The 26,007-nt window shown below is 65.5% G+C and carries 36 protein-coding genes; 3 read left to right on the forward strand and 33 right to left on the reverse strand.

Annotated features, from left to right (window positions below; translation table 11 throughout):
* Positions 1-26: 26 nt before the first annotated feature.
* The 8 genes from msrQ to RALTA_RS14190 form a co-directional block, all read right to left on the reverse strand.
* Positions 27-725 carry a protein-methionine-sulfoxide reductase heme-binding subunit MsrQ gene (gene msrQ, locus RALTA_RS14155; RefSeq protein ID WP_041232218.1) on the reverse strand — a complete coding sequence of 233 codons (699 nt, stop codon included), beginning with the start codon at positions 723-725 and terminating at the stop codon, positions 27-29.
* Positions 725-1,726: a protein-methionine-sulfoxide reductase catalytic subunit MsrP gene (msrP, locus tag RALTA_RS14160; RefSeq protein WP_012354121.1), complete on the reverse strand. Its 1,002-nt coding sequence runs from the start codon at positions 1,724-1,726 to the stop codon at positions 725-727. The genes msrQ and msrP overlap by 1 nt, the downstream gene beginning before the upstream one ends.
* Before the next feature lie 176 nt (positions 1,727-1,902).
* Entirely contained in the window at positions 1,903-2,766 is an 864-nt protein-coding gene (locus tag RALTA_RS14165) for an anti-sigma factor family protein (protein ID WP_012354122.1), read from the reverse strand.
* Positions 2,763-3,302, reverse strand: a complete 540-nt coding sequence (locus RALTA_RS14170) for an RNA polymerase sigma factor (RefSeq protein WP_012354123.1) — start codon at positions 3,300-3,302, stop codon at positions 2,763-2,765. The genes RALTA_RS14165 and RALTA_RS14170 overlap by 4 nt, the downstream gene beginning before the upstream one ends.
* A 51-nt stretch (positions 3,303-3,353) precedes the next feature.
* Positions 3,354-3,791: a COG4315 family predicted lipoprotein gene (locus RALTA_RS14175; protein WP_012354124.1), complete on the reverse strand. Its 438-nt coding sequence runs from the start codon at positions 3,789-3,791 to the stop codon at positions 3,354-3,356.
* Between the two features lie 161 nt (positions 3,792-3,952).
* Positions 3,953-5,119, reverse strand: a complete 1,167-nt coding sequence (gene ccsB, locus RALTA_RS14180) for a c-type cytochrome biogenesis protein CcsB (protein WP_085960205.1) — start codon at positions 5,117-5,119, stop codon at positions 3,953-3,955.
* 49 nt (positions 5,120-5,168) lie between these two features.
* A complete protein-coding gene (locus RALTA_RS14185; protein WP_012354126.1) occupies positions 5,169-7,376 on the reverse strand; it encodes a cytochrome c biogenesis protein ResB in 2,208 nt (735 codons plus the stop codon).
* Positions 7,377-7,564: 188 nt separating this feature from the next.
* Positions 7,565-8,224 (reverse strand): c-type cytochrome, encoded by a 660-nt coding sequence (locus RALTA_RS14190; protein ID WP_012354127.1) that lies wholly within the window; start codon positions 8,222-8,224, stop codon positions 7,565-7,567.
* A gap of 497 nt (positions 8,225-8,721) precedes the next feature.
* Here RALTA_RS14190 and yihA point away from each other — a divergent pair, with 497 nt between their 5' ends.
* The 3 genes from yihA (at position 8,722) to RALTA_RS14205 (ending at position 11,919) form a co-directional block, all read left to right on the forward strand.
* The gene (gene yihA / locus RALTA_RS14195) at positions 8,722-9,435 is read left to right on the forward strand and encodes a ribosome biogenesis GTP-binding protein YihA/YsxC (protein ID WP_012354128.1); all 714 of its coding nucleotides are present in this window, start codon (positions 8,722-8,724) and stop codon (positions 9,433-9,435) included.
* A gap of 251 nt (positions 9,436-9,686) precedes the next feature.
* A complete protein-coding gene (gene hemB, locus RALTA_RS14200; protein WP_012354129.1) occupies positions 9,687-10,679 on the forward strand; it encodes a porphobilinogen synthase in 993 nt (330 codons plus the stop codon).
* Between the two features lie 16 nt (positions 10,680-10,695).
* Positions 10,696-11,919 (forward strand): magnesium transporter CorA family protein, encoded by a 1,224-nt coding sequence (locus RALTA_RS14205; protein WP_012354130.1) that lies wholly within the window; start codon positions 10,696-10,698, stop codon positions 11,917-11,919.
* A gap of 30 nt (positions 11,920-11,949) precedes the next feature.
* On the opposite strand, the gene dsbD is transcribed toward RALTA_RS14205, so the two are convergent.
* From dsbD to rplV, 25 genes are all read right to left on the reverse strand, one after another.
* A complete protein-coding gene (gene dsbD / locus RALTA_RS14210; protein ID WP_012354131.1) occupies positions 11,950-13,866 on the reverse strand; it encodes a protein-disulfide reductase DsbD in 1,917 nt (638 codons plus the stop codon).
* Entirely contained in the window at positions 13,863-14,273 is a 411-nt protein-coding gene (gene cutA / locus RALTA_RS14215) for a divalent-cation tolerance protein CutA (RefSeq protein WP_012354132.1), read from the reverse strand. The genes dsbD and cutA overlap by 4 nt, the downstream gene beginning before the upstream one ends.
* A gap of 125 nt (positions 14,274-14,398) precedes the next feature.
* On the reverse strand, positions 14,399-14,794 hold the full coding sequence (gene rplQ, locus RALTA_RS14220; RefSeq protein WP_010812373.1) for a 50S ribosomal protein L17: 396 nt from the start codon (positions 14,792-14,794) through the stop codon (positions 14,399-14,401).
* Positions 14,795-14,929: 135 nt separating this feature from the next.
* Positions 14,930-15,910, reverse strand: a complete 981-nt coding sequence (locus RALTA_RS14225; protein ID WP_010812374.1) for a DNA-directed RNA polymerase subunit alpha — start codon at positions 15,908-15,910, stop codon at positions 14,930-14,932.
* 165 nt (positions 15,911-16,075) lie between these two features.
* On the reverse strand, positions 16,076-16,699 hold the full coding sequence (rpsD, locus tag RALTA_RS14230) for a 30S ribosomal protein S4 (protein WP_012354133.1): 624 nt from the start codon (positions 16,697-16,699) through the stop codon (positions 16,076-16,078).
* A gap of 302 nt (positions 16,700-17,001) precedes the next feature.
* Positions 17,002-17,400: a 30S ribosomal protein S11 gene (gene rpsK / locus RALTA_RS14235; RefSeq protein WP_010812376.1), complete on the reverse strand. Its 399-nt coding sequence runs from the start codon at positions 17,398-17,400 to the stop codon at positions 17,002-17,004.
* Between the two features lie 24 nt (positions 17,401-17,424).
* A complete protein-coding gene (rpsM, locus tag RALTA_RS14240; protein WP_008642961.1) occupies positions 17,425-17,790 on the reverse strand; it encodes a 30S ribosomal protein S13 in 366 nt (121 codons plus the stop codon).
* Between the two features lie 19 nt (positions 17,791-17,809).
* A complete protein-coding gene (gene rpmJ, locus RALTA_RS14245; RefSeq protein WP_008642959.1) occupies positions 17,810-17,926 on the reverse strand; it encodes a 50S ribosomal protein L36 in 117 nt (38 codons plus the stop codon).
* Between the two features lie 30 nt (positions 17,927-17,956).
* Positions 17,957-18,175 carry a translation initiation factor IF-1 gene (gene infA / locus RALTA_RS14250; protein ID WP_010812378.1) on the reverse strand — a complete coding sequence of 73 codons (219 nt, stop codon included), beginning with the start codon at positions 18,173-18,175 and terminating at the stop codon, positions 17,957-17,959.
* A 23-nt stretch (positions 18,176-18,198) separates the two neighbouring features.
* The gene (gene secY, locus RALTA_RS14255; RefSeq protein WP_012354134.1) at positions 18,199-19,542 is read right to left on the reverse strand and encodes a preprotein translocase subunit SecY; all 1,344 of its coding nucleotides are present in this window, start codon (positions 19,540-19,542) and stop codon (positions 18,199-18,201) included.
* Between the two features lie 47 nt (positions 19,543-19,589).
* The gene (gene rplO, locus RALTA_RS14260; RefSeq protein ID WP_012354135.1) at positions 19,590-20,024 is read right to left on the reverse strand and encodes a 50S ribosomal protein L15; all 435 of its coding nucleotides are present in this window, start codon (positions 20,022-20,024) and stop codon (positions 19,590-19,592) included.
* Positions 20,025-20,043: 19 nt separating this feature from the next.
* Positions 20,044-20,226 (reverse strand): 50S ribosomal protein L30, encoded by a 183-nt coding sequence (gene rpmD / locus RALTA_RS14265; RefSeq protein WP_010812381.1) that lies wholly within the window; start codon positions 20,224-20,226, stop codon positions 20,044-20,046.
* A 10-nt stretch (positions 20,227-20,236) separates the two neighbouring features.
* The gene (gene rpsE, locus RALTA_RS14270; RefSeq protein ID WP_006160449.1) at positions 20,237-20,755 is read right to left on the reverse strand and encodes a 30S ribosomal protein S5; all 519 of its coding nucleotides are present in this window, start codon (positions 20,753-20,755) and stop codon (positions 20,237-20,239) included.
* Positions 20,756-20,776: 21 nt separating this feature from the next.
* A complete protein-coding gene (rplR, locus tag RALTA_RS14275; protein WP_025585851.1) occupies positions 20,777-21,133 on the reverse strand; it encodes a 50S ribosomal protein L18 in 357 nt (118 codons plus the stop codon).
* 11 nt (positions 21,134-21,144) lie between these two features.
* Positions 21,145-21,678, reverse strand: coding sequence for a 50S ribosomal protein L6 (gene rplF, locus RALTA_RS14280; protein ID WP_012354137.1), 534 nt, complete (start codon positions 21,676-21,678; stop codon positions 21,145-21,147).
* A 10-nt stretch (positions 21,679-21,688) separates the two neighbouring features.
* Positions 21,689-22,084, reverse strand: a complete 396-nt coding sequence (rpsH, locus tag RALTA_RS14285; RefSeq protein WP_010812384.1) for a 30S ribosomal protein S8 — start codon at positions 22,082-22,084, stop codon at positions 21,689-21,691.
* A gap of 27 nt (positions 22,085-22,111) precedes the next feature.
* Positions 22,112-22,417, reverse strand: coding sequence for a 30S ribosomal protein S14 (gene rpsN, locus RALTA_RS14290; RefSeq protein ID WP_010812385.1), 306 nt, complete (start codon positions 22,415-22,417; stop codon positions 22,112-22,114).
* A 9-nt stretch (positions 22,418-22,426) separates the two neighbouring features.
* Positions 22,427-22,969, reverse strand: a complete 543-nt coding sequence (gene rplE, locus RALTA_RS14295) for a 50S ribosomal protein L5 (protein ID WP_010812386.1) — start codon at positions 22,967-22,969, stop codon at positions 22,427-22,429.
* A 25-nt stretch (positions 22,970-22,994) separates the two neighbouring features.
* Entirely contained in the window at positions 22,995-23,303 is a 309-nt protein-coding gene (rplX, locus tag RALTA_RS14300) for a 50S ribosomal protein L24 (protein WP_010812387.1), read from the reverse strand.
* Between the two features lie 9 nt (positions 23,304-23,312).
* Positions 23,313-23,681 carry a 50S ribosomal protein L14 gene (gene rplN, locus RALTA_RS14305; protein WP_010812388.1) on the reverse strand — a complete coding sequence of 123 codons (369 nt, stop codon included), beginning with the start codon at positions 23,679-23,681 and terminating at the stop codon, positions 23,313-23,315.
* A gap of 282 nt (positions 23,682-23,963) precedes the next feature.
* Positions 23,964-24,242 (reverse strand): 30S ribosomal protein S17, encoded by a 279-nt coding sequence (rpsQ, locus tag RALTA_RS14310; RefSeq protein ID WP_010812389.1) that lies wholly within the window; start codon positions 24,240-24,242, stop codon positions 23,964-23,966.
* The gene (gene rpmC / locus RALTA_RS14315; RefSeq protein WP_008642937.1) at positions 24,239-24,433 is read right to left on the reverse strand and encodes a 50S ribosomal protein L29; all 195 of its coding nucleotides are present in this window, start codon (positions 24,431-24,433) and stop codon (positions 24,239-24,241) included. The genes rpsQ and rpmC overlap by 4 nt, the downstream gene beginning before the upstream one ends.
* A gap of 11 nt (positions 24,434-24,444) precedes the next feature.
* Positions 24,445-24,861 (reverse strand): 50S ribosomal protein L16, encoded by a 417-nt coding sequence (gene rplP, locus RALTA_RS14320; protein WP_010812391.1) that lies wholly within the window; start codon positions 24,859-24,861, stop codon positions 24,445-24,447.
* A gap of 2 nt (positions 24,862-24,863) precedes the next feature.
* A complete protein-coding gene (gene rpsC, locus RALTA_RS14325) occupies positions 24,864-25,661 on the reverse strand; it encodes a 30S ribosomal protein S3 (RefSeq protein WP_010812392.1) in 798 nt (265 codons plus the stop codon).
* A gap of 9 nt (positions 25,662-25,670) precedes the next feature.
* Complete coding sequence (gene rplV / locus RALTA_RS14330) at positions 25,671-26,000, reverse strand: 50S ribosomal protein L22 (protein ID WP_003271370.1); 330 nt, start codon at positions 25,998-26,000, stop codon at positions 25,671-25,673.
* Between the last annotated feature and the right edge of the window lie 7 nt (positions 26,001-26,007).

The raw sequence follows: 26,007 nt of genomic DNA on the forward strand, positions 1-26,007 counted from the left end.
GTCCCCCAGGCCCGGCCCGCCGCTGCCTACGCGGCGGGCTGGCGCGTCCCCGCGGCTGGCTTGCGCAGCCGCCACCACAGCCGCATCCCCAGCAGCACGAACACCACCGCTGCGTAGATCGACACCTCGCCGAAGTCGTTCTTGCCCGCCTTGTGCCACCAGTAATGCAGGATGGCCAGCACCGCGATGGCATAGACCAGCCGGTGCAGCGCCTGCCAGCGCTTGCCGCCGAGGCGGCGCACCATGCCGTTGGTCGAGGTCAGCGCCAGCGGCACCATCAGCATGAAGGCGGTAAAGCCAACCGTGATGAAGGGCCGCTTGTACACGTCCTTGATCATGTAGGCCACGTCAAAGCCGCGATCCACGCCGATCCACAGCAGGAAGTGCTGCAAGCCGTAGAAGAACGCAAACAAACCCAGCATGCGCCGCATCCGGATCAGCCAGTTCCAGCCGGTGAGGCGGCGCAGCGGCGTGATCGCCAGCGTCAGGCACAGCATCACCAGCGTCCAGGTGCCGGTCGAACGCGTGACGAATTCGAGCGGGTTGGCGCCGTACTGTCCGGTCGCGCCCAGGTACAGCAGCCGCACGAACGGCAGCAGCGCCAGTACCCAGATCAGCACCTTGAGCGCGCGCACCCGCTGCGGCGCCAGCGTCGCCAGGCCTGCCGGCTTGCGCACGGCGGCCGCGGCGGCAGAGGAAGAGGTAGCCATGCGCTCGCCTTGCATCAGAAGAACTTCTTCAGGTCCATGCCCTGGTACAGCGCTGCCACCTGCTGGCCATAGCCATTGAACGGCAGGGTCTTGCGCTTGGGCGCGAACAGCGCGCCAAAGCCGCTGCCGCGCTCTTCGCCGATGCGGCGCTCGGTGGCCTGGCTCCAGCGCGGATGGTCGACGTCCGGGTTCACGTTCGAATAGAAACCATACTCCTGCGGCGCGGCCAGGTTCCAGCTGGTCGGGGGCTGCTTGTCGACAAAGCGGATCTTCACGATCGACTTGGCGCTCTTGAAGCCGTATTTCCACGGCACCACCATGCGCACCGGCGCGCCGTTCTGGTTGGGCAGCACCTCGCCGTAGAGGCCGAAGGTCAGCAGCGCCAGCGGATGCGTGGCTTCATCCATGCGCAGGCCCTCGCTGTACGGCCAGTCGAGCACGCCGCTGCTGATGCCGGGCATCTGCTTCTTGTCAGCCAGCGTGATGAACTGCACGTACTTCGCCCCGGGCTGTGGCTCGACGCGGCGAATCAGCTCGGCCAGCGGATAGCCGATCCAGGGAATTACCATCGACCAGCCCTCGACGCAGCGCAGCCGGTAGACGCGCTCCTCCATCGGCGCCAGTTTGGTCAGTTCGTCGAGGTCATAGACCTTCGGCTTCTTCACCAGCCCTTCGACCGCCACCTGCCACGGACGCGGGCGCAGCGTGCCGGCGTGGCGCGCCGGATCGGACTTGTCGGTGCCGAACTCGTAGAAGTTGTTATAGGTGGTCACTTCCTCGTAGGGCGTGCGCTTTTCGGTGATGACGTAGGTGTTGTTGGGCGTCGCGGGCAGCCGGGCGCCATGCTGCCCTTGCGCCAGGGCCTGGCGCGCGAACCACGGCGCCAGCGTGCCGCCGGCGGCACCGGCAGCGGCCAGCGCCAGCATGCGGCGGCGCGATTCGAAGACATGGCGAGGGGTGATTTCGCTGGCGGCAATGTCGCCGCCGCGCAGCCATTTGGGGGACGGAATCAGCATGGTTTTCCTCGGTTGCCTGGTCGTGCCCGCGCCGAAGTGCTGGCGCGCTTGCAGGATTGGACTCCGGGCTTGGTCGCGGAGTGCGGGCCAGTCCTGACAGTTTTTTTGTGATGCTGCCGAAACGACGCGGCAGCGGCACCTTCGCGTACCAGGTGCCGCAAGCGCGGCGCGGTGCGCTATCCGCCCTGGTATTGCTGGTACACCACCTGCGCCAGCGTCAGCAGCCGGGCGCGCTCCAGCGGCCCCGCCAGCGCAAAGCCCAGGTCGCGGTCGATCCAGTAGAACGCCATCATCGGGTCGCGGCCCGGTACTCGCCGCCGCGCGCCCTCTCCCGTCATGCGCTCGACGCGGAAGCCGGTATCGGGCGTGCCCTGCGCCATGCGCCGCAGTTGCAGCGACAGTCGCGTGCCGTCGTCGGCTTCATACATCAGGATCGCCGACGGGCCGCCCTCGGCCACGCCCAGCCGGCCCCCGATCAGGTGGAAGCCTTGCGCGCGCAGGTCGGGCACCTGCAGGGCCGTGCCCAGGCGCCGGGACAGCCAGGCGACCAGGTGGGCCTCTTCGGTCGCGGCGACTTCCACCGGGTGGCGCATCTCCGGGGCGTAGACCGCATGCGTGGCCAGCGCCTCGCGCGCAAAGCGCTCGCCCGGCGCGAGCACCAGCCTGCTGCCGCCGAGGCGGCCGTGCGCCAGCCACCCCAGCGTACCGCCGACGGCCAGCAACGCGACCGACGCGCAAGTGGCCGCCAGGGCCATGGTCCAGCGCGGCCGGGGCCGGGTGCCGTCGCGCCGGCCGTCGCGGGCGCGGGTGCGCCCCTGGTCGCCGTGCAAACCCGGCGGCAAGGCCGCCAGCGGCACCGGTTCGTTGAGTACCGGGTCGAGCGAGCGATGCAGCGCCTCGGCCTGCCGGCGCCAGGCAGCCACCTGTGCCGCCGCGTCCGGGTGCTGCGCGAGGTAGGCCTCGACGGCGGCGCGGCGCGCGCCGGTCAGCTGGCCGTCGGCATAGGCGTGGAGATCGGCTTCGTGGATGCCCGCCATCATTTCACCCGTTGCAGCGGATTGGCGGCGGTGGGAGTCCGGGTCGGGGCCGCGCCGTCGAGCAGCCGCCGCATCTGTTCGCGTGCCCGCGCCAGCCGCGACATCACCGTGCCCTGCGGGATGTCGAGCACGCGCGCGGCCTCGGCGTAGGTCATTTGTTCCAGGCTGACCAGCAGCAGCACCGCGCGCTGCGGCTCGGGCAGTTGCGCCAGCGCCTGCGACAGGTCGCGCCGAAGGCCCGGGTCTTCGGCGGGGCCGCTGACCTCGGGCAGGGTATCGGTGGCCACCACCAGGTCCTTGCGGCGCAAGGCGTTCAGGCGCAGGCGGTGCATCAGCGTCAGCAGCCACGGCAGCAGGCCGTCGGCACCGTCGCCCCACCAGGCGCCGGGGCGCAGGCGGAAGCGCCAGCGGTAGCGCAGCGCGCGCTCGAGCGTGTCCTGCACCAGGTCGTCGGCCAGGGCCGCGTCGCCGGTAAGGCCGCGCGCATGGCGCCGCAGCCGCGGCGCCAGCGCAACGAGCTGGCCGTCAAACCCTTCCATGCCGGGATGGCCGTCGTGACCGGGGTGGCTCAGGTAGTGGCTGCCGCCGCGTCAGGGCTTGGCCACGTGCCAGACGTTGTTGACGTTGTCGCCGGTGCGGTCGCCCGGCTTGGCGTCCTTGGCGAAGCGGTACAGCGGCTGGCCGCGGTAGGCCCACTGCTTGCTGCCGTCATCGCGTGTGATGATGGTGTACTGGCCCGAACCGCTGGTGCCCGGGGCCGCCATCAGCGGCGGCCAGTTGGTGGCGCAGGGGCCATTGCAGGCACTCTTGCCGCTGCCGGCGGTGTCGCGGTCAAAGGTGTACAGCGTCAGGCCCTGCGGATCGGTCAGCACGCCATCGGTCACCTTCACCGTGGGCGGCAGATTGCCGGCGCTGCCGCCGCCCATGCCCATGCCGGCACAACCGGCGAGCAGGACGGCCGCGCAGCCGAGCGCGAGCGCGCCGGGACGAACCAGGGATGCAGCAGCGTTACGACGCAGACTTGCCATGATCTTGTTCTCCATGCAATTCGGCGCCGCCAGCCGGCACCGTCCCTCCAGTAAACACCGGATGTGATCTCTTTATTCCCGCAGCGGCCAAAAAAATTGAAAAAAAGTCAAAAAAAAAAACCTGCCCGAAGGCAGGTCTTTTGCATGGCAGCATGCGCGCGTCAGAGTTCACCGTAGCTGTGCAGCCCCGACAGGAACATGTTCACGCCCAGGAACGCAAAGGTCGTCACCAGCAGGCCGACCAGCGCCCACCAGGCCGCCACCGTGCCGCGCAGCCCCTTCATCAGCCGCATATGCAGCCAGGCCGCGTAGTTCAGCCAGACGATCAGCGCCCAGGTTTCCTTGGGATCCCAGCTCCAGTAGCCGCCCCAGGCCTCGGCCGCCCACAGTGCACCCAGGATGGTGGCGATGGTGAAGAAGGCAAAGCCGACCGCGATGGCCTTGTACATCACGTCGTCGAGCAGTTCCAGCGACGGCAGGCGCTCGGCCAGGATGCCGCGCTGCTTGAGCAGGTAGGCCACCGCGACCATCGCCGCCAGCGCAAAGGTGCCGTAGCCGATAAAGTTGGCGGGCACATGGATCTTCATCCACCAGCTTTGCAGCGCCGGCACCAGCGGCTGGATCTCCTGGGCGTTGCGGCTGACCGTGTACCACAGCAGGAAGCCGACCGCGGCCGACACCACCAGCATCACGAACGGCCCCAGCGCGCGCGTGGCGTAACGGCCTTCGTAGTACAGGTAGAACAGCGAGGTGATCAGCGTGAACAGCACGAAGACTTCGTACAGGTTCGAGATCGGGATGTGGCCGATGTCGGTGCCAAGCAGGTAGGACTCGTACCAGCGCACCAGCATGCCGGTGAAGCCCAGCACCACCGCGCCCCAGCACAGCTTGCTGCCCAGGCTGTAGCCCGTGCCCGAGCGCGTCGCCAGCCCGACCCAGTAGAACAGCGTGGACAGGAACACCAGCGCGCTCATCCACAGGATGGCCGACTGGCTCGACAGGAAGTACTTGAGGAAGAAGGCCTGGTCGGCGCGCGCGAGCTGGCCCTGGTAGAGCTGGATGGCAAACAGGGACAGCACCGCCAGCGCCACCATCAGCAGCCGCACCGGCTTCCAGTGCCAGCCGAGCAGCGCGAAGGTCGGCACGGCGCCGATCAGCACCGCCTTGTCGTAGCCGTCCATCCACTGCCCGTATTGCGACAGCGCCACGCCGGCGCCCACGGCCAGCGCCAGCGCGAACAGCCAGTCCACCCAGTTCAGGCGGCGCAAGAAGGAAGGTTCGAGGTAGGCCTCGTCGGCGCCAGTGTCGCCGCGCGTGGCGCCGCGCATGGCGGGTCCGGCCTGGTTCACATTAGAAGACATAGCGTACCTGCTCGATTCAGTGGGGAGTGCCGGCGGGCTCTTGGGCGGCGCTTTGGCCCCCTGCGGCGCGGCCGATGTCGTCGCGCAGCGCCGTGAATTCCTTCTCGAAATCCAGGGTGCGGCGCTGGGTCGACATCGCCATCAGCACATGGCTGCCGGCATCGCCGTCGCCGGTGTGGCCCGTGGCGGACGCGTCGGCGGGCTTTTCCTTCACCCAGACCCAGACCCGGCGCTCGCGGATATAGAACATCGCGAACACGCCCAGCACCAGCAGTAGACAGCCAAGATACACGATGTTCTTGCCCGGCGCACGGGTCAACTGGAACACGCTGGCCTTGATTTCCTGGAAGTCGTCGAGCTGCAGGAACACGGGGGCGCCATAGAAGAAACTATCCGACAGCGCGTTGATGGCCTGCTGCAGGAACGCGCCGCTCTGGGCACTGTTGGCCACCGCCGGCAGCTGGTCCTGCGCGCGAGCGAGCTGCCACAGCTCCCACATCGAGCCGTTCAGGATCTTCAGCAGCACGTCGGCGGCCTTCTGCTGCTCGGCCGGCGGCACCGATTTTTCCAGGAAGGCGGCGATGGCGGTGAAGCCGCCCGGCGGCGAATCCGGCGTGGGACGCGTCGCCCCCGCGAACAGGTCGAGCGCGCGCAGCGCGCTTTCGGCCAGCTGCCGGCGCAGCTCGGCCTTGTCGTCACCAGGCATCGATGCCAGCGCGAAGCGGCGCGCGGCCTCGCCGCGCAGCGCGCGGTCCTGCAGCGCGGCGCGCACGCGCATCCAGTCGGCCACGCTGCCCTGGTCGTCGGCGGGAATGCGCAGGTAGCGGAACGGCTCGCTCGGGGACTCGCGCATGCCGGCGAGGAACACCGACTGGCCGTCCATCTGCACCGGCACCATGTAGTTGTTGTACTCGCGCGCCTGCCCGGTGCGGTCGCGCAGCTTGTACTGCACCGACGGGCCGACATTGCGCAGCGTCTTGGCGCGGTCGGTGCTGGCGGCGGCGCCCAGGTGCTTGTCCAGGGTCTCGTTGAAGGACTTGCGCGCCACGCCGCGTGCATCGGGCTTGCCCGAGGCATCGGTGACGTTCTCGATATTCATCAGCCGGAAGTCGCTGAACTCCACCGTGAGCCCGTCGCTGTCCGCGCTGGTGCCGGTGCCGGCCAGCGGCTTGTTGCCGCCCACCGCGCCATCGATCTTGAAGGTGGCGTGGGCGCTGCCCTGCATCGGATAGCCGACGAACTTCAGGCGCGAGCCGCCGTCCTCGAAGCTGGACTGGTAGATGGCGATGCCGTCGACGATCAGCGGCTCGTTCACCTTGATGGTGGCCTCGGTCTGCTTGCCGGTGGCGCGATCGGTCACGACCACGTCCGAGGCAAACAGCTTGGGCATGCCGGTTTCGTAGAAGTCGACCTTGAACTTTTTGAGCGTGATCGCGAAGGGCAGGTCCTGCACCAGCGCGCCGTCGGCGATGTTGAGGATGGCGGTGGAGACGGTCGAGCCCTCGGGCACGTAGGCGTTGCCGCGGAAACCGGGATTGTTCACCGACAGCCGGTGCTGCGGCGGGATCTCGCTGATCACCGCGTTGCCGCGGATCGGCGTCTTGTCGCCCAGCCACATCTGCGCGCGGATGAGCAGGTCGCCGTCGAGCAGGCCGCCGAGGCAGATCACCACGATGGCGGTGTGGGCCAGGATATAGCCGGCCTTGTTGGCAGCACCGGCCTTGGCGGCGAGCAGCGTGGCGCCGTCGTGCTCGACCGCCTTGATGCGGTAGCCGCGGTTGCGCAGCAACGCCGACAGCCGGCCGACCGCCTCGGCGCGCGGACGCGCGCCGTCGAACTCGCCGCGATGATGGAAGGCACGCAGGCTGCGCTCGCGCACATGGTCCTTCCACGAGCGCATGTCGGCGATCATCTTCGGCGCGTTGCGCACCAGGCACAGGCTGGTGGACACCACCAGGAACGCCAGGATCAGCAGGAACCACCACGACCCGTAGACCTTCTGCAGCGACAGCGTATGGAACACCTCGGCCCAGAACGGGCCGAACTGGTTGACGTAGTTGGGATACGGCTCGTTCTGCTTGAGCACGGTGCCGATCACGCTGGCGATGGAGATCACCGTCAGCAGCGCGATCGCAAAGCGCATCGAGGACAACAATTCGACCGCGTCGCGCAGCACGCGGTGAGAGGTCTTCAGGTGCAGCCCTGAAGTGGAAGCGGTCGACATGTGCAGTGAAACCTAAAACAGCGTACGGCCTGGAAATGAATAAAGGGTGGACATGCTTTGGCAAGCAGGCCACCCTTTTCGATTGTGACAAGCGCGTTCGGTTGCATGCCTGGCCGCGCCTTCCGGCGGCGGCCGCTCAACCGATGCGCCGGCGCGCGGAGCCGCCAGCGTCGCGGAATCCCGGATCGTCAGCGAACCCCGGCGACGTAGTCCGCCACCGCCTTGATCTCGGCATCCGACATCTTGGCGGCGATGGTCGTCATGACCGGGTTGTTCTTGCGGGTGCCCTGGCGGAATGCCACCAGTTGTGCCTCGGTATAGTCGGCCCACTGGCCGCCGATGCGCGGATACTGGGCCGGAATGCCTGCGCCGGCAGGGCCATGGCAGGCAGCGCAGGCCGGCACGCCCTTGGCGGCGATGCCGGCGCGGTAGATCTTCTGGCCGGCTTCGATGCTGTCCTTGTTCTTGGCGGTGGCCGGCTTGAGCGGCTGCTTGGCCAGGTAGGCGCCGAGGTTGCGCATTTCCTCGTCGGTCAGCACCGACGCCATCGGCACCATGATCGCGTTGTTGCGGGCCTTGGCCTTGAAGTCGGCGAGTTGCTTGTGGACGTACTCGGGATGCTGCGCGGCCAGCTTGGGATTGGCGGCGGCCGCGCTGTTGCCGGCGGCACCGTGGCAGCTCAGGCAGGCGGGCACATTGCGATCGGGGGCACCTTGCGTGTACAGCGTTTCACCCTTGGCGGGGTCCGCCTTTGCGGCGGCCTGCTCTGCGGCAGATGCCAGACCGGAAAGGGCGGCGGCAGGAACGGCCAGAGCCAGGACACCCAGAATCTTCGCAATGCGGTTCATTCGCACACCTTCTCTGAATTGTTTTGGATACCGTGATGCGTGCCGGTCCGGCGCTTTGCCGGCGGTGAGGACGCGCCGGTGCAAAAGGCTGGGAATCGTGGCGACCCGCGAGCGGCTGACCGATCCGCGCAACGCTGGCCGTGGCGGCAGACCCCGCCAGCCCGCGCCCGCTGCCGCCGCACCGTCCGGTGCAACGCGCAATGCGGGGCAAGGCCTTGCCCACGATGGAACGACACACTAGGCTTCCCGCCCGGACGACGGCAGCCGAGGCACGCGGCATGGATGCCACGCGTCACCCGCTCAGGAGACCGTAAACCGGCGTATTGTACAATAAGTTATGTGCCGGATTGATGCCTTGCGCCGTGTCGTGCCCGCTTCGGGCTGCGCCAGATCAACCCCGGCGGGCGGCCACAAGCCGCAGCCATCCCACCCTGGCGAGACCCCGGCCCCGCCCGCGCTGCGCGCGGCTTCCGCGTCCCGCCCCACCGCTCTAGCGCATGTCCCTTCTTCACCAGGCCCGCTTCTTCATCACCGTGAACCACCTGCGCGACCTGCCAGCCACGGCCGTGCCCGAGGTGGCGTTCGCCGGGCGTTCCAACGCGGGGAAGTCCACCGCCATCAACATCCTGTGCAACCAGAAGCGGCTGGCCTTCTCGTCCCGCACGCCCGGGCGCACCCAGCACATCAACTATTTCTCGGTGGCGCCGGTCAAGGCGCCCGATCCGCTGGCGTTCCTGGTCGATCTGCCCGGCTACGGCTATGCCGAGGTCTCGGGTTCCGCCAAGTACCACTGGCAGGGCCTGCTGAGCGATTACGTGCAGACCCGCCAGCAACTGGCCGGCCTGATCCTGATGATGGACGCGCGCCGGCCGTTCACGGACCTCGATTGCCAGATGGTCGAGTGGTTCCTGCCCACCGGGCGGCCCATCCACGTGCTGTTGACCAAGGCCGACAAGCTCACCAACAGCGAAAATGCCAAGGCCCTGCGCGAAACCCGCAAGATGCTGCAAGGCTATGCCGAACAGCTGGAGACGCCGGTGCCGATGACGGCGCAGCTGTTCTCCAGCCTGAAGCGCCGCGGCATCGAAGAGGCGCAGGCTGTGATCGCCGGCTGGCTCAACTTGCCGGAAGCGCGCAAGGCGGAACGCGAGCCGGCCGCCGCGAATAGCGTGCCCCCCGCGGTGCCCCCTGCGTCCGATCCGGCCGCGTGATTCCGGCAGCGGGCGCGCAAAAAAAAGCCCCGTCGCAAGCAACGGGGACAAACTTTCCCGCCGGTGAGGCGGGTACCCGCTCAGGGAGGAGTAGCGGGGGACACCGCGCCGCGCAGCGCGCAACGCAAAGTGTCCGCGAGTATGATGTCGGGCACGCACAAAAGTTTAGTTTTTCTTCGGCCGGCCGCATGGCGCTGCGCGCGCCGTACTTGCCGGCCCTGCATTTCGTCCTCTTCCGCCAAGAAGCCGCCATGTCCACCTTCCCCGAGTTCCGCCCGCGCCGCATGCGCCGCGATGATTTCTCCCGCCGCATGATGCGCGAGCATCGCCTGTCCCCGGACAACCTGATCTACCCGGTCTTCATCCTCGACGGCCAGAACCAGCGCCAGGCCGTGGCGTCGATGCCCGGCGTTGAGCGCGTATCGGTCGACCTGCTGATGCCGGTGGCCGAAGACTGCGTCAAGCTCGGCATCCCGGTGCTGGCGCTGTTCCCGGTGATCGACCCGTCGCTGAAGACGCCCGACGGCATCGAGGCCACCAACCCGGACGGACTGGTGCCGCGCGCCGTGCGCGCGCTCAAGGACCGCTTCCCCGAACTGGGCGTGCTGTGCGACGTGGCCCTCGACCCGTACACCAGCCATGGCCAGGATGGCGTGCTCGACGACAACGGCTACGTGATCAACGATGCGACGGTGGAGATCCTGGTGCGCCAGGCGCTGGCGCAGGCCGAGGCCGGGGTCGACATCGTTGCCCCGTCCGACATGATGGACGGCCGCATCGGCGCGGTGCGCACCGCGCTGGAAGACAACGGCCATATCCATACCCGCATCATGGCGTACTCGGCCAAGTACGCGTCGGCGTTCTACGGCCCGTTCCGCGACGCGGTGGGCTCGGCCGCCAACCTGGGCAAGGGCAACAAGATGACCTACCAGATGGACCCGGCCAATACCGACGAGGCGCTGCGCGAAGTGGCGCAGGACATCCTGGAAGGCGCCGACATGGTGATGGTCAAGCCCGGCATGCCGTACCTGGACATCGTGCGCCGGGTCAAGGACGAGTTCCGCTTCCCGACCTACGTGTACCAGGTCAGCGGCGAGTACGCGATGCTCAAGGCCGCCGCGCAGAACGGCTGGCTGGACCACGACAAGGTGATGATGGAATCGCTGCTGGCCTTCCGCCGCGCCGGCGCCGACGGCATCCTGACGTATTTCGCGCGCGACGCCGCGCGGCTGCTGCAGGCCTGACGCCGACCGACCGCGCATGGAGTTGCTAGGTTTCTCAGCGAGCCAGGTACACCCGCTCGCCTCGCTCACCGAGGCGGGCAGTTTCCTGTCAGGCAATGCCGCGTCGCTGTTCGTGTGGGCGGACTTCTCCACCGAAGAGGTCACCGCGGCGCCCGACGCGTGGCGCGAGCAGGTGCGCCAGCTGGCCGGCGCGCCCATCCTCGACCTGCACATGGCCGACGCCACCAACGCCGCGCATCCGTCGTACTTCGATACGACCCATGCGTACGACATGGTGATCTTCCGCAAGCTCACCTTCGAAACCAGCCGCGCCATTGTCGGGGCCGAGCCGCAGGATGCGGCGGCCGGCGGCGCTAGTCTCACCAAGCCGCCCGCGGCCGAGGCAGCGGCCCGCCAGAAGCGTCATGCGCCTGGCTTCCTGCCGGCACTGGCCAAGATCGATACCCAGCCGGTCACGTTCTTCATGTTCGACACCGTGCTGGTCACGGTGCGCTCCGGGCCGTCGCGCACCATCGACCAGGTGCGCCAGCGGCTGCTCGAGCTGTGCCAGGCGCCGCGTCCGCAAGCCGTGCCTGCGCGTGGCAACGGCCAGTCGCTGCTGCATGGCATCCGTCCGCCGAGCCGGCCCGAGGACCTGATGCTGCGTCTGCTCAACGCCATGGTCGACCGCTACCTGGAGCTGCGCGCGCCGCTGACGCGCCAGCTCGACCGCTGGCAGCGCGCGCTGCTGAACTCGCGCCGCAGCTTCTCCAGCTGGGAAGGCCTGCTCGATGCCCGCATCCAGCTGCGCAAGCTGGAACACCTGAGCGAGGAGCAGCGCGACGCGCTGCAGGAATTCCGCGACAGCCTGCTCGACAACCGCTACAGCAGCGACCAGCCCGGCGGCGCGGCCAATGCGCCGGGGCGCGACGAAGTGCTGCTGGTGCGCATCAACGACGTGATGGAGCATATCCAGCGGGTGCTGGCGCATGCGCGCCGGCTGGAGGATTCGATCGAATCGGCGGTGCAGATCCACTTCTCGGCGGTCGCGCACCGCACCAACCGCACCATGCGCGCGCTGACGCTGATCACGGCGCTGTTCATGCCGCTGACGCTGATCACCGGCGTCTTCGGCATGAACTTCGAGCGCATGCCGTGGCTGCAGGAGCCGCAGGGCTTCTGGTGGTCGATCGGCCTGATGGGTGCCGTGGCGGTGGTCCTGGCGGCGCTGTGGGGACTGGCGCGGCAGCTGGAGCGCTAGCCGCAGGGCTGGGTACGCCTCACGTGCAAGTCAGGTGCGCGTGCGCGTGCCGAAAGCGCGCTCCAGGCTTTCCAGGAAGCGGTTGGCCGACTGGTAGCCGATCACGCGCACCGGGCGCTCGCGCCCGTCCGGCCCGAACAGGATGATGCCGGGCGGCCCGAACAGGCCGAAGCGCTTGAGCAGGGCCTTGTCGTCGGCATTGTTGGCGGTCACATCCGCCTGCAGCAGCACGATTTCCGACAGCCGCGCGCGCACGCGCGGGTCGACGAAGGTCATGCGCTCCATTTCCTTGCAGCTGACGCACCAGTCGGCATAGAAATCCAGCAGCACGGGCTTGCCCGCGGCGGCGGCCTGCGCCACGCGGGCGTCGAGTTCGGCGACGCTGCGCACGCGCTCGAAGCGCACCGTCTGCGCACCGCCGGCGTTTTCGCCGACAGTCCGCGCCACGCTGAGGTGCGACAGCGGCTGCAGCGGATCGCGTCCGCCCGAGGCCACGCCGATCAGCACGATCGCGGCGGCGATGGCAAACAGCACGCCCACGCCCTTGCCCACCCGCACCAGGTTGCGCGGATCCGGCCCCAGCCCGTCGAAGGCGCCCAGGAACACCGCCGCCACCAGCAGCAGCGCCGCCAGCAACAGCATCGTGGCCCACGCCGGCAGCACCGGCCCCAGCATCCACAGCGCCACACCCAGCAGCAGGAAGCCGAAGAAGCGCTTGGTCACCTCCATCCAGCGGCCGGCGCGCGGCAGCAGGTTGCCAGCGCCCACACCCACCAGCACCAGCGGGACGCCCATGCCAAGCGCCATCGCGAACAGCGCGGCGCCGCCGGTCACGGCATCGCGGCTCTGCGCGATATAGGCCAGCGCGCCCGCCAGCGGTGCCGTCACGCAAGGCCCGACGATCAGCGCGGAGATCGCCCCCATCGCCGCGGCGCCGGCAATCTGGCCGCCCTGGCGGCGGTTGGAGGATTCCGCGAGCCGGGTCTGCCAGCGCTGCGGCAGCTGCAGCTCGTACAGGCCGAACATCGACAGCGCCAGCGCCACCATCAGCGCCGCGAAGGCACCCAGCACCCAGGGCTTCTGCAGCGCGGCGGAGAGCCCCTCGCCCAGCAGCCCCGCGGCCACGCCGACCGCGGTGTACACCACCGCCATGCCCAGCACATAGGCCAGCGACACCAGCAGCGCGCGGCTGCGCGTGACGTGCTCGCCGACCACGATCGACGACAGGATCGGCACCATCGGCAGCACGCACGGCGTAAAGGTCAGCAGCAGGCCCAGGCCGAAGAACAGCGCGGCGATCAGGCCCAGGTTGCGGCTGGCCAGTGCGCCGGCGATGCGGTCGCTGTCGTCGGCGCGCAGAGTCGTGGCTGCGCCCGGCATGGCGGGTGCGGCGGGTGCCGGAGCCCGCTCGGCCGCCGGAGCGTCGCTGCGGCCGCGCTTGCCGAACAGGTCGGCCAGGGCACTGCCCCCGACCTTGTGGACGCTTTCCATCGGCGGATAGCACAGGCCCTTGTCGGCGCAGCCCTGGGACGTCACCGTCAGCGTCCATTTGCCGTCGGCGGGCGCTGCCTCCACCGGGATGCGGATGACCACGCTGTCGCGGTAGGTCTCCATCTCCTTGCCGAAGGTCTCGTCGAACTTCACCTTGCCCTGCGGGTAGGCCGGCGCGCCCAGTTTCACGCCGGCCGGCTGCGCGGCGAAGGAAAAGCGCTCGCGGTACATGTAGTAGCCCGGCGCGACGTCAAAGCGGACTTCGATGGTCTTGTCGTCAGGCTGGCTGGCGGCGAAGCGAAAGGCTTGCTCGGGCGGCAGGAAGTCGTCCTCGGTGGCGGCGTGGAGGCTGCCCGCCAGGCACAGCCAGGCCAGCGCCGCCAGCAGCGCTGCGGCAATATGCCGCGCCCACATCTGCCCGGGCGTGCCCGCCCGCCGTGCCAAACCGATGTTCATGAAGCCGATTCCTGTTGGTCTTGTTTCTGGGGTGCTGCCGTACCTGCCTGCGCCGGCACGCCGGCGGTCTCGCTGCGCACCCATGCCAGGTAGGGCCCGTAGCCCGCCGACACGGGCCACGCGAGCAGCTCCGGCACGTCATAGGGGTGATGTTGCCGGATCACGGCCTCGAGCGCAGCGTAGCGTGCGCGCGTGGTCTTGATCAGCAGCGGCCATTCCTGCGCCTGCTCGAGCTTGCCCTGCCACCAGTACTCGGATTCAACCGGCGCCAGACGGTTCACGCAGGCGGCGGCGCGCGCCTGCAGCACGGCCCGCGACAAGCCCGCCGCGGTGTCGGCGTCGGGTGCGTTGGTGACGACGACGAGCACCTCGTCCGGATCGGCAACTTGGTCAGTATGGCTTTGCATCGACACTCTCCCCGCGGCCGGCCGCCGCCGACCCGCACAAAACAAAAGAGCCAGGCGGATGCCTGGCTCGATTGTAAGCGGTGTGCCCGCAACCGTCGCGCGACGGCAACGGGCAGGAAACGCACTTATTCCGCGGCTTCTTCGGCCGGGGCTTCGGTGATTTCCGGACGATCCACCAGCTCGACCAGCGCCATCGGCGCGTTGTCGCCCTGACGGAAGCCGAACTTCAGGATGCGGGTGTAGCCGCCCGGACGGGTGGCGTAGCGCGGGCCCAGTTCGGTGAACAGCTTGGTGACCATGTCGCGGTCGCGCAGGCGGGCGAAGGCCAGGCGGCGGTTGGCAACGGTGTCCTTCTTGGCCAGCGTGATCAGCGGCTCGACGACCTTGCGCAGTTCCTTGGCCTTGGGCACGGTGGTCTTGATCAGCTCGTGCTGGAACAGCGAGTTGGACATGTTGCGCAGCATCGCGAGACGGTGCGACGAGGTGCGGTTCAGTTTCCGCAGACCATGACGGTGACGCATGATGATTCCTTTCAGTTAAGTGTTTGACCAGCTCTTCTATCGTCCGATGCGGCGGGACGCGGGCCGGTAGTCATACATGCCCCGGCCGGAGCCGGGGCGGTTGCTGCGGTGCGGGACCGATGCCCCGCGCCACGATTACTTCTCCAGACCTGCGGGCGGCCAGTTCTCGAGCTTCATGCCGAGGGTCAGGCCACGCGAGGCGAGGACTTCCTTGATCTCGTTGAGCGACTTGCGACCCAGGTTCGGGGTCTTGAGCAGCTCGTTCTCGGTACGCTGGATCAGGTCGCCGATGTAGTAGATGTTCTCGGCCTTCAGGCAGTTGGCCGAGCGCACCGTCAGCTCCAGGTCGTCGACCGGGCGCAGCAGGATCGGGTCGATCTGCGGCGTGCGGCTCGAAGCGGCCTCGGCGGCCGACTCGGTGCCTTCCAGCGCGGCGAACACGGACAGCTGGTCGACCAGGATGCGGGCCGACTGGCGGATCGCTTCCTCGGGCGAGATCACGCCGTCGGTTTCGATGTTCATCACCAGCTTGTCGAGGTCGGTACGCTGCTCCACGCGAGCGGATTCAACCGCGTACGACACGCGGCGCACCGGCGAGAACGAGGCGTCCAGCACGATGCGGCCGATGACCTTGCCGGATTCGTCGCCGAACTTGCGCACGTTGCCCGGCACATAGCCGCGGCCCTGCTCGACCTTGATCTGCATGTCCAGCTTGCCGCCGGCCGACAGATGGGCGATCACGTGGTTCGGGTTGATGATCTCGACGTCGTGCGGCAGCTCGATATCGGCTGCCGTGACCACGCCTTCGCCATCCTTGCGCAGCGACACCGTGACTTCGTCGCGGTTGTGCAGCTTGAACACCACGCCCTTCAGGTTGAGCAGCAGGTTGACGACGTCTTCCTGCACGCCGTCGATGGTGGAATACTCGTGGACCACCCCAGCGATCGTGACTTCGGTCGGGGCATAACCGACCATCGACGACAGCAGCACGCGACGCAGGGCGTTACCGAGCGTATGGCCGTAGCCGCGCTCGAACGGCTCCATCACGACTTTGGCGTGATGGTCGCCCAGAGGCTCGACGGCGATGATTTTTGGCTTGAGGAGTGCTGTTTGCATTAGGTTGTCCTTTTCAATACCCTCGGCTCGTTACACCGATAAGGCTGACGTTTGGAACCTGGAAATCCCATCGTAACGATGGGCGAAGCCCGACGCGCGCGAAGCGCGTCGGGCTGAAGGAGAAGCTTTGCGACGAACGCAAGCTCTGGGCCGGATGCTCGCGGATTAACGCGAGTACAGTTCGACGATCAGGCTTTCGTTGATGTCGCCCGAGATATCGGCGCGATCCGGGACTTGCTTGAAGGTGCCTTCGAACTTCTTGGCATCCACGGCGACCCAGGTCGGGAAGCCCGACTGCTCGGCCAGCGACAGCGCTTCGGCGATACGGACCTGCTTCTTCGACTGCTCGCGGATGGTGATGACGTCGCCCGACTTGATCTGTGCCGACGGCACGTTCAGGGTCTGGCCGTTCACCAGGATCGCCTTGTGCGACACCAGCTGGCGCGCTTCAGCGCGGGTCGAGCCGAAGCCCATGCGGTACACCACGTTGTCCAGGCGCGATTCCAGCAGTTGCAGCAGGTTTTCGCCGGTGTTGCCCTTGCGACGGTCGGCTTCGGCGAAGTAGCGGCGGAACTGGCGCTCGAGCACGCCGTAGATGCGCTTGACCTTCTGCTTTTCGCGCAGCTGGTTGCCGTAGTCGGAGGTGCGGGCACCCGAGGTGCGGCCATGCTGGCCCGGCTTGCTGTCCAGCTTGCACTTGTCGGCCAGCGAGCGGCGCGAGCTCTTCAGGAACAGGTCGGTGCCTTCACGGCGGGAAAGTTTGGCCTTCGGGCCGGTATAACGTGCCACGTTGTCTTCCTTTGATCGATCACGGCGCCTTCAGGACGCGCCGCGAGTCCGCCAACGCAGTGCCGGCGCAGTGCAACAGGGCACACGCCGGACCGTGACGGACGGTGGGCTTATTAAGCGCGCTCCGTGGGGAGGCGTCGCTGCAAGCATTTACTAATACGCCGGTAGTTCAATGTGCCTCGAAAAGCACTACCCCGACGCAAAACGAAAACCTGCCGCATTAAAATGCAGCAGGTCAACGCGCGATGCTACCATATCCGAAACCGGCAGGTAAACCCGCCGGGCCCGGACACGCCAACGCATCAGATGCGGCGGCGCTTCGGCGGACGGCAGCCGTTGTGCGGAATCGGCGTGACGTCTTCGATGATCGCGATCTTGATGCCCAGCGCGTTCAGCGCGCGGACAGCCGATTCACGACCCGGGCCGGGACCCTTGATACGCACTTCCAGGTTCTTGATGCCCTGGTCTTGCGCCACGCGGCCGGCGTTCTCGGCAGCAACCTGGGCAGCGAACGGGGTCGACTTGCGCGAACCCTTGAAGCCCTGGCCACCGGCGGTCGCCCACGACAGGGCGTTGCCCTGGCGATCGGTGATCGTGATGATGGTGTTGTTGAACGAAGCGTGGACGTGCGCAATGCCGTCGGCAACGTTCTTCTTGACCTTCTTACGCGCGCGAGCGGCGTTATTCGGACCTTTTGCCATTAGTTTCTTCCTCTGCCTTCGGCTTTACTTCTTCAGAGCCACGCCGGCCTTGCGCGGACCCTTGCGGGTACGGGCGTTGGTGCGCGTACGCTGGCCGCGCATCGGCAGGCCCTTGCGGTGACGCATGCCACGATAGCAACCAAGGTCCATCAGACGCTTGATGTTCATCGTGGTTTCACGACGCAGGTCACCCTCGACCGTGACCTTGCCCACTTCGTCACGAAGCTTTTCCAGGTCGGCGTCGGTCAGGTCCTTGACCTTCTTGTCAAACGGTACACCGGTGGCCTCGCAAATCTTGCGGGCGCGCGAGCGGCCGATACCGTAAATAGCCGTCAGGCCGATTTCGGTATGCTTGTGGTTCGGGATGTTAACCCCTGCGATACGTGCCATTCGTCAATCCTCTTTCCGATTAGCCTTGGCGTTGCTTGTGGCGGGGATCCGACGAGCAGATCACGCGCACGACACCGTTGCGCTTGATGATTTTGCAGTTGCGGCAAATGCGCTTAACAGAAGCCAGCACTTTCATAATTTTCCTCTTCCTTCAATTCCTGTTCGCTCACTTCGTCCGGAAGACGATTCGTGCGCGCGACAGATCATATGGGGTCAGCTCGACCGTCACCTTGTCACCCGGAAGAATCCGGATGTAGTTCATTCTCATCTTGCCGGAGATATGGCCCAGCACCACATGGCCATTCTCCAGCTTGACTCGGAACGTCGCATTGGGCAGGTTTTCCAGGACCTCGCCCTGCATCTGGATGACGTCGTCTTTAGCCATACCTAGCCTGTACCGATCCGAAGTCAGCGCAAGGTCAGATTGCCCTTGAAATTCGCCTTCTTCAGCAGCGACTCATACTGCTGCGACATGACATAGGACTGAACCTGGGCCATGAAGTCCATCGTGACGACCACGATGATCAGCAGGGAGGTTCCGCCGAAATAGAACGGAACGTTCCAGCGCAGCACCAGGAATTCCGGCAACAGGCAGACCAGTGTGATGTAGATCGCACCAGCCAACGTCAGACGCACCAGGATCTTGTCGATATAGCGCGTCGTCTGCTCGCCCGGACGAATGCCCGGAATGAAGGCACCGCTTTTCTTCAGGTTGTCTGCCACTTCACGGCTGTTGTACACCAGAGCCGTGTAGAAGAAGCAGAAAAATACAATCGCAGCAGCGTACAGCAGGATGTAGACCGGCTGGCCCGGCGACAGCGTGGCAGCCAGGTCCTTGATGAACCGGCCGACCGCACCCGTCGAGTCAGACGTAAACCAGCCCGCGATCGTCGCCGGGAACAGGATGATCGACGATGCGAAGATCGGCGGAATCACCCCTGCCATGTTCAGCTTCAGCGGCAGGTGCGACGACTGGCCGCCGTACACCTTGTTGCCGACCTGACGCTTGGCATAGTTCACCAGGATCTTGCGCTGGCCACGCTCGACGAACACCACGGCGAAGGTCACACCGATCACGATCGCCACGATGAAGATCGCCGCGATGATGCTCATGGAACCCGTGCGGACCAGTTCGAACAGTCCGCCGATCGCATTGGGCAGGCCCGCCGCGATACCGCCGAAGATGATGATCGAGATGCCGTTGCCCAGACCGCGCTCGGTAATCTGCTCACCCAGCCACATCAGGAACATCGTGCCGGTCACCAGCGTGATCACCGCCGTGGCCCGGAACATCAGGCCCGGATCCAGCACCAGCCCCGGCTGCGACTCCAGCGCGACCGCGATCGACAGCGCCTGGAACGTGGCCAGAACCACGGTGCCGTAGCGCGTGTACTGCGTGATCTTGCGCTGCCCTGCCTGCCCTTCCTTCTTCAGCGACTCCAGCTGCGGCAGCACGATCGTCAGCAACTGCATGATGATCGACGCCGAGATGTACGGCATGATGCCGAGCGCGAAGACGGTAAAGCGCGACAGCGCCCCGCCCGAGAACAGGTTGAACATCCCGAGGATGCCACCCGACTGACTCTGGAAAAGCTTCGCAAGCTGCTCCGGATCGATACCGGGCACCGGAATATGAGCGCCGATGCGGTACACGATCAGGGCCAGCACCAGGAACATCAGCCGGCGCTTGAGGTCGCCGTACTTCGCCGTGTTCCTGGCTTGCGCGCTTGCATTGGGTTTCGCCGTGGCCAAACGATGCTCCGACTATGACTGCCTATGCTGCGATGAATGCTGCCGTATCAGGCTGCGATCTGGCCGCCGGCGGCTTCGATCGCGGCCTTGGCGCCAGCGGTGGCGCCCAGACCCTTGATCGTCACCTTGCGGGTCAGCTCGCCGGCCTTGATGACCTTGGCGCTCTTGACCAGGTCGCCGACCAGGCCAGCCTGCTTCAGGACCAGCAGGTCGACTTCGGCCGCTTCCAGGCGCTCGATGTCACGCAGCGTGACTTCGGCGGTGAACGCCTTGGTCAGCGAGGTGAAGCCGCGCTTCGGCAGGCGACGATACAGCGGCATCTGGCCGCCTTCGAAGCCCACCTTGTGGAAGCCGCCCGAACGCGACTTCTGACCCTTGTGACCGCGACCGGCGGTCTTGCCCAGGCCGGAGCCGATACCGCGGCCGACGCGACGCTTGGCGTGCTTCGAACCGGCAGCCGGTTTCAGGTTGTTCAGTTGCATCTTGCTCTCCAAGTCCCGATCAGGCCAGAACCTTGACCAGGTACGAGACCTTGTTGATCATGCCGCGCACGGCGGGCGTGTCCTGCAGCTCCGACACCGAGTTGATGCGGCGCAGGCCCAGGCCACGAACGGTGGCGCGATGATCCTCGCGCGTGCCGATCAGGCTGCGCACGAGTTGCACTTTTACGGTTTTCTGCGACATTGCGTTCACCTTAACCCAGGATGTCTTCGACCGACTTGCCACGCTTGGCGGCGATTTCGCCCGGCGTGCTCATCTTCTGAAGGCCGTCCAGCGTGGCGCGAACCATGTTGTACGGGTTGGTGGAGCCGTGCGACTTGGTCACCACGTTGGTGACACCCATCACTTCGAAGATCGCGCGCATCGGGCCGCCGGCGATCACGCCGGTACCTTCCTTGGCGGGCATCATCAGCACCTTGGCGGCGCCGTGCTTGCCAACGACTTCGTGTTGCAGCGTGCCGTTCTTCAGCGAGACCTTGACCATCTTGCGACGGGCTTCGTCCATTGCCTTCTGAACGGCGACCGGCACTTCCTTGGCCTTGCCCTTGCCCATGCCGATGCGGCCATCGCCGTCACCAACCACGGTCAGCGCAGCGAAACCGAGAATCCGGCCACCCTTCACCACCTTGGTGACACGGTTGACCGAGATCATCTTCTCGCGGAGGCCGTCGTCGCGTTCGTCCTGTTGGACTTTTGCTTGCATCTTTGCCATGACGTATCTCTCTTTATGCGCTTAGAACTTCAGGCCGGCTTCGCGGGCGGCGTCTGCCAGGGCCTTCACGCGGCCATGGAAACGGAAGCCGGCGCGATCGAAGGCGACGGTTTCCACGCCGGCAGCCTTCGCCTTCTCGGCGATGCGCTTGCCCACGACGGTAGCGGCAGCGGCGGTAGCGCCCTTGCCTTCCAGTTCCTTGCGCACTTCTGCCTCGACGGTCGAAGCCGAAGCCAGCACCTTGGTGCCGCACTCGGAGAAGACCTGGGCGTAAATGTTCGAATTCGTACGGAACACGGTCAGACGATTGACTTTCAGCTCCGCGATCTTGGCGCGGGTCTGACGTGCACGGCGCAAACGAGCGTCTTTCTTGTTCATCATTGCACCCCTTACTTCTTCTTGGTTTCCTTCAGGATGACGCGCTCGTCGCTGTAACGCACACCCTTGCCCTTGTAGGGCTCGGGCGGACGGTACGCGCGGACTTCCGCGGCAACCTGACCGACTTTCTGCTTGTCCGCACCCTTGATCAGGATTTCGGTCTGCGTCGGCGTTTCCGCCTTCACGCCTTCCGGCATCTCATGGATCACGTCGTGCGAGAAACCAAGCTGGAGCTTCAGCGCAGTGCCTTGCAGCTGGGCACGATAGCCCACGCCGACGAGGTTCAGCTTGCGCTCGAAACCGGTGGTCACGCCCTTGACCATGTTCGCCGCCAGGGCGCGCATGGTGCCTTGCAGGGCGTTTGCTTCACGCGACTCGTCAGCCGGTGCGAAGGTCAGCGTGTCGTTCTCGACATTGACCTTGACCAGGCTGTGAATCGGCTGGGACAGCGTACCCAGCGGGCCCTTCACGGAGAGCACGCCAGCTGCCACGTTCACTTCCGCGCCCTTGGGGAGCGCGATGGGAGCCTTACCTACACGGGACATGGTTCTCTCCTTAAGCGACGTAGCAGAGAACTTCGCCGCCCACGCCGGTGGCGCGAGCCTTGCGGTCGGTCATCAGACCCTGCGGGGTCGAGATGATCGCCACACCCAGGCCGTTCATCACTTGCGGAATGTCGCTGCGGCCCTTGTACACGCGCAGGCCGGGCTTCGAGACGCGCTCGATGCGCTCGATCACCGGACGGCCGGCGTAGTACTTGAGACCGATGCTCAGTTGTGCCTTGCCGCCATCTTCCTGGACGGCGTAGTCGTCGATGTAGCCTTCGTCCTTCAGGACCTTGGCGATTGCCACTTTCAGCTTCGACGACGGCATGACAACCGACGCCTTCTGCACGCCCTGGGCGTTGCGGATGCGCGTCAGCATATCGGCGATAGGATCGCTCATGCTCATACTGTTTCTCCTGTAGCCTGTGCGTAATTACCAGCTGGCTTTCGTCAGACCCGGGATTTCGCCCTTGAAGGCGATTTCGCGGATCTTGTTACGCGCCAGGCCAAACTTGCGGAAGGTACCGCGGGGACGACCGGTGATCGCGCAGCGGTTGCGCTGGCGAGTCGGGTTCGCGTTGCGCGGGAGCTGCTGCAGCTCGAGACGCGCGCTGTAACGCTCTTCTTCCGACTTTTCTTGGTCGTCGATAATGGCCTTGAGGTTGGCGCGCTTGGCGGCATACTTTGCCACCAGCTTGGCGCGCTTCTTCTCACGTTCAATCAGAGCCAGTTTAGCCACGGTTACCCCTTAATTGCGGAACGGGAACTTGAACGCACCGAGGAGGGCCTTGGCTTCCTCGTCGTTCTTTGCCGTCGTCGTGATGCTGATGTTCAGACCACGCAGTGCGTCGATCTTGTCGTACTCGATTTCGGGGAAAATGATCTGCTCTTTCACACCGATGTTGTAGTTGCCACGACCGTCGAACGAACGGCCCGACACACCACGGAAGTCACGCACGCGCGGCAGGGCCACGGTGACGAAACGATCGAGGAATTCGAACATGCGCTCGCCGCGCAGGGTCACCATCGCACCGATGGGGTAGCCCTGGCGGATCTTGAAGCCGGCGATGGCCTTCTTGGCCTTCGTCACGACCGGCTTCTGACCGGCGATCTTGGTCAGGTCGCCCACGGCGTTTTCAATGATCTTCTTGTCATTGATGGCTTCGCCAAGACCCATGTTCAGGGTGATCTTGGTGATGCGCGGCACTTCCATGACCGACTTGTAGCCGAACTGCTCGATCAGCTTCGGCACAACCTGTTCTTTGTAAAACTCTTGCAGACGTGCTGCCATGCTCAACTCCTATACGTGCCCAGAATCAAGCTGCCACGACGGCGCCGGTGGTCTTCAGCACGCGCACGCGCTTGCCGTCTTCCACCTTGATGCCGACGCGCGACGGCTTGCCATTGGCATCCACGAGCGCAACGTTGGAAATATGCAGCGGCATGACCTTGTCGACCACACCACCGGTAGTGCCCAGCATCGGGTTCGGGCGGGCATGCTTTTTGGCGATGTTCACGCCTTGCACCGCAACCTTGTCGCCGAGGACGGCTTGCACGGTACCGCGCTTGCCCTTGTCCTTGCCGGTCAGCACGATGACTTCGTCGCCTTTGCGAATCTTGTTCATGGCGGCTCCTTACAGCACTTCCGGAGCGAGCGACACGATCTTCATGAAGCGCTCGGTACGGAGTTCACGAGTCACCGGCCCGAAGATACGGGTGCCGATCGGCTCGAGCTTGTTGTTCAGCAGGACGGCGGCGTTGCCGTCGAACTTGATCAGCGAACCGTCAGCGCGGCGCACGCCCTTGGCGGTACGCACGACGACGGCGTTGTAGATGTCGCCCTTCTTGACGCGACCGCGCGGCGCTGCGTCCTTGACGGTCACCTTGATGATGTCGCCAACGCTTGCGTAGCGGCGCTTGGAGCCACCCAGCACCTTGATGCACAGCACTTCGCGCGCACCAGTGTTATCGGCCACTTCGAGCCGGCTTTCTGTCTGAATCATGGTGTTTGTCTTCCCAACTTAATCCGCCAGGTGCGATAGCGCCCGTCGGTCAGTCTTGGTCCCGTCGGTTCCGGCCTTGCGCCAGCACCGTATGGGTTGATCAACTTTGAAGTCGGTAGGAGCCCGGCAATTTCCGACGGAAAAACATCGGAGCCGCCTGGCCCTGGCTCGCTCAACAGGCCCGCCCGGGTGGTACAGCTAAGGCGAACGCAATAAAGCGGAAGTCCAGGATTATAGCTACATAATCCTGGACTTGCAAGTCAAGCTAAGAACGTGTTGTTCTTAGATGACGCGCGCAGCCTCTACCAGCCGGGAAACCACCCAGGACTTGGTCCGCGACAGCGGACGGCCTTCCTGGATTTCGACCTTGTCGCCTTCCTTGTACTGGTTGGCTTCGTCGTGTGCGTGGTACTTCTTGGAACGCAGCACGTACTTGCCGTACAGGGGATGCTTGACGCGGTTTTCCACCAAGACCGTAACGGTCTTGTCCATCTTGTCGCTCACGACACGGCCGACCAGGGTGCGGCGAAGCGACTTTTCCGTTTGTGCAGCTTCAGTCATTTCGCGTTCGCCTTTTCAGTCAGCACGGTTTGCACGCGCGCGATGTCCTTGCGAACCTTCTTCAGCTGGCTGGTGTTCTGCAGCTGTTGGGTTGCCTTTTGCATGCGCAGGCTAAATTGGGCCTTCAGCAGCTCGGAGAGCTCCTGGTTCAGGCCTGCGGCGTCCTTGCCGCGAAGTTCGGATGCTTTCATCCCTGCTCTCCTTACGTCCCGACCTGGCGCACCACGAAATTGGTGGCGATCGGCAGCTTGGCAGCCGCGAGGCGGAACGCCTCACGTGCCAGGTCTTCGCTCACACCATCCATTTCGTACAGCATCTTGCCCGGCTGGATTTCAGCCACGTAGTACTCCGGATTGCCCTTGCCGTTACCCATACGGACTTCGGCGGGCTTCTTCGAGATCGGCTTGTCCGGGAAGATCCGGATCCAGATGCGGCCGCCACGCTTGATGTGGCGGGTCATCGCACGACGTGCCGACTCGATCTGACGAGCCGTCAGGCGGCCACGGCCCATGGCCTTCAGGCCGAATTCGCCGAAAGACACGGCGTTACCACGGGTAGCCTTACCCGTGTTGCGGCCTTTCTGCTCCTTGCGGTATTTTCTGCGCTTAGGTTGCAGCATCGTTATTCTCCACTCTTCGCATCTGCGCCAGGCGCAGCGCGGCGACCGGCACCGGCACCGCCGCGGCGGTTGCCACCCGGACGGCCTTCGCCTTCACGGCGGCGGCCTTCCGGACGACCCGGGCGACGACGACGGTCGTCCTGCGGCTCTTCCACCACCGGCGCGTCATTGCGGCCGAGGTGATCCCCCTTGTAGACCCACACCTTGACACCGATGATGCCGTAGGTGGTTTCTGCTTCGGAGAAGCCGTAGTCGATGTCGGCGCGCAGGGTGTGCAGGGGCACACGGCCTTCGCGGTACCACTCGGTACGGGCGATTTCGATACCGTTCAGACGGCCGGCGCTCATGATCTTGATACCCTGGGCGCCCAGGCGCATCGCGTTCTGCATGGCGCGCTTCATGGCGCGGCGGAACATGATGCGGCGCTCGAGCTGCTGGGTGATCGAGTCGGCGATCAGCTGAGCATCGGTTTCCGGCTTGCGGATTTCCTCGATGTTCACGTGCACGGGCACGCCCATGCGACGCTGCAGTTCGGCCTTCAGCAGTTCGATGTCCTCACCCTTCTTGCCGATCACCACGCCCGGACGCGAGCTGTAAATGGTGATGCGGGCATTGCGGGCGGGGCGCTCGATGACGACGCGGCCAACCGATGCGTTCTTCAGCTTCTTCTTCAGGAAGTCGCGAACTTCGATGTCTTCCTTCAGCATGCCGGCGAACTTCGTGTTGCTGGCGTACCAGCGCGAAGCCCAATTACGGCTGACAGCCAGACGGAAGCCAGTCGGATGAATCTTCTGTCCCATCGTGACTCCTTAGTTGCCGAGCGTCACAGTGATGTGACAGGTTTGTTTCTCGATGCGGTTGCCGCGGCCCTTCGCCCGTGCGGTGAAGCGCTTGAGCGAGGTCGCCTTGTCGACGTAGATCGATTTGACCTTGAGTTCGTCGATGTCGGCGCCTTCGTTGTGCTCAGCGTTGGCGATGGCCGATTCGACCACCTTCTTCACGATCCCGGCAGCCTTTTTCGGGCTGAACGTCAGGACATTGAGCGCGCGCTCGATCGGCAGACCACGGATCTGGTCAGCGACCAGGCGCGTCTTCTGGGCGGAGATGCGGGCACCGCGATGAATCGCTTTCACTTCCATGATGGCA

It is taken from the genome of Cupriavidus taiwanensis LMG 19424 (assembly GCF_000069785.1).
Classification (GTDB): Bacteria; Pseudomonadota; Gammaproteobacteria; order Burkholderiales; family Burkholderiaceae; genus Cupriavidus; species Cupriavidus taiwanensis.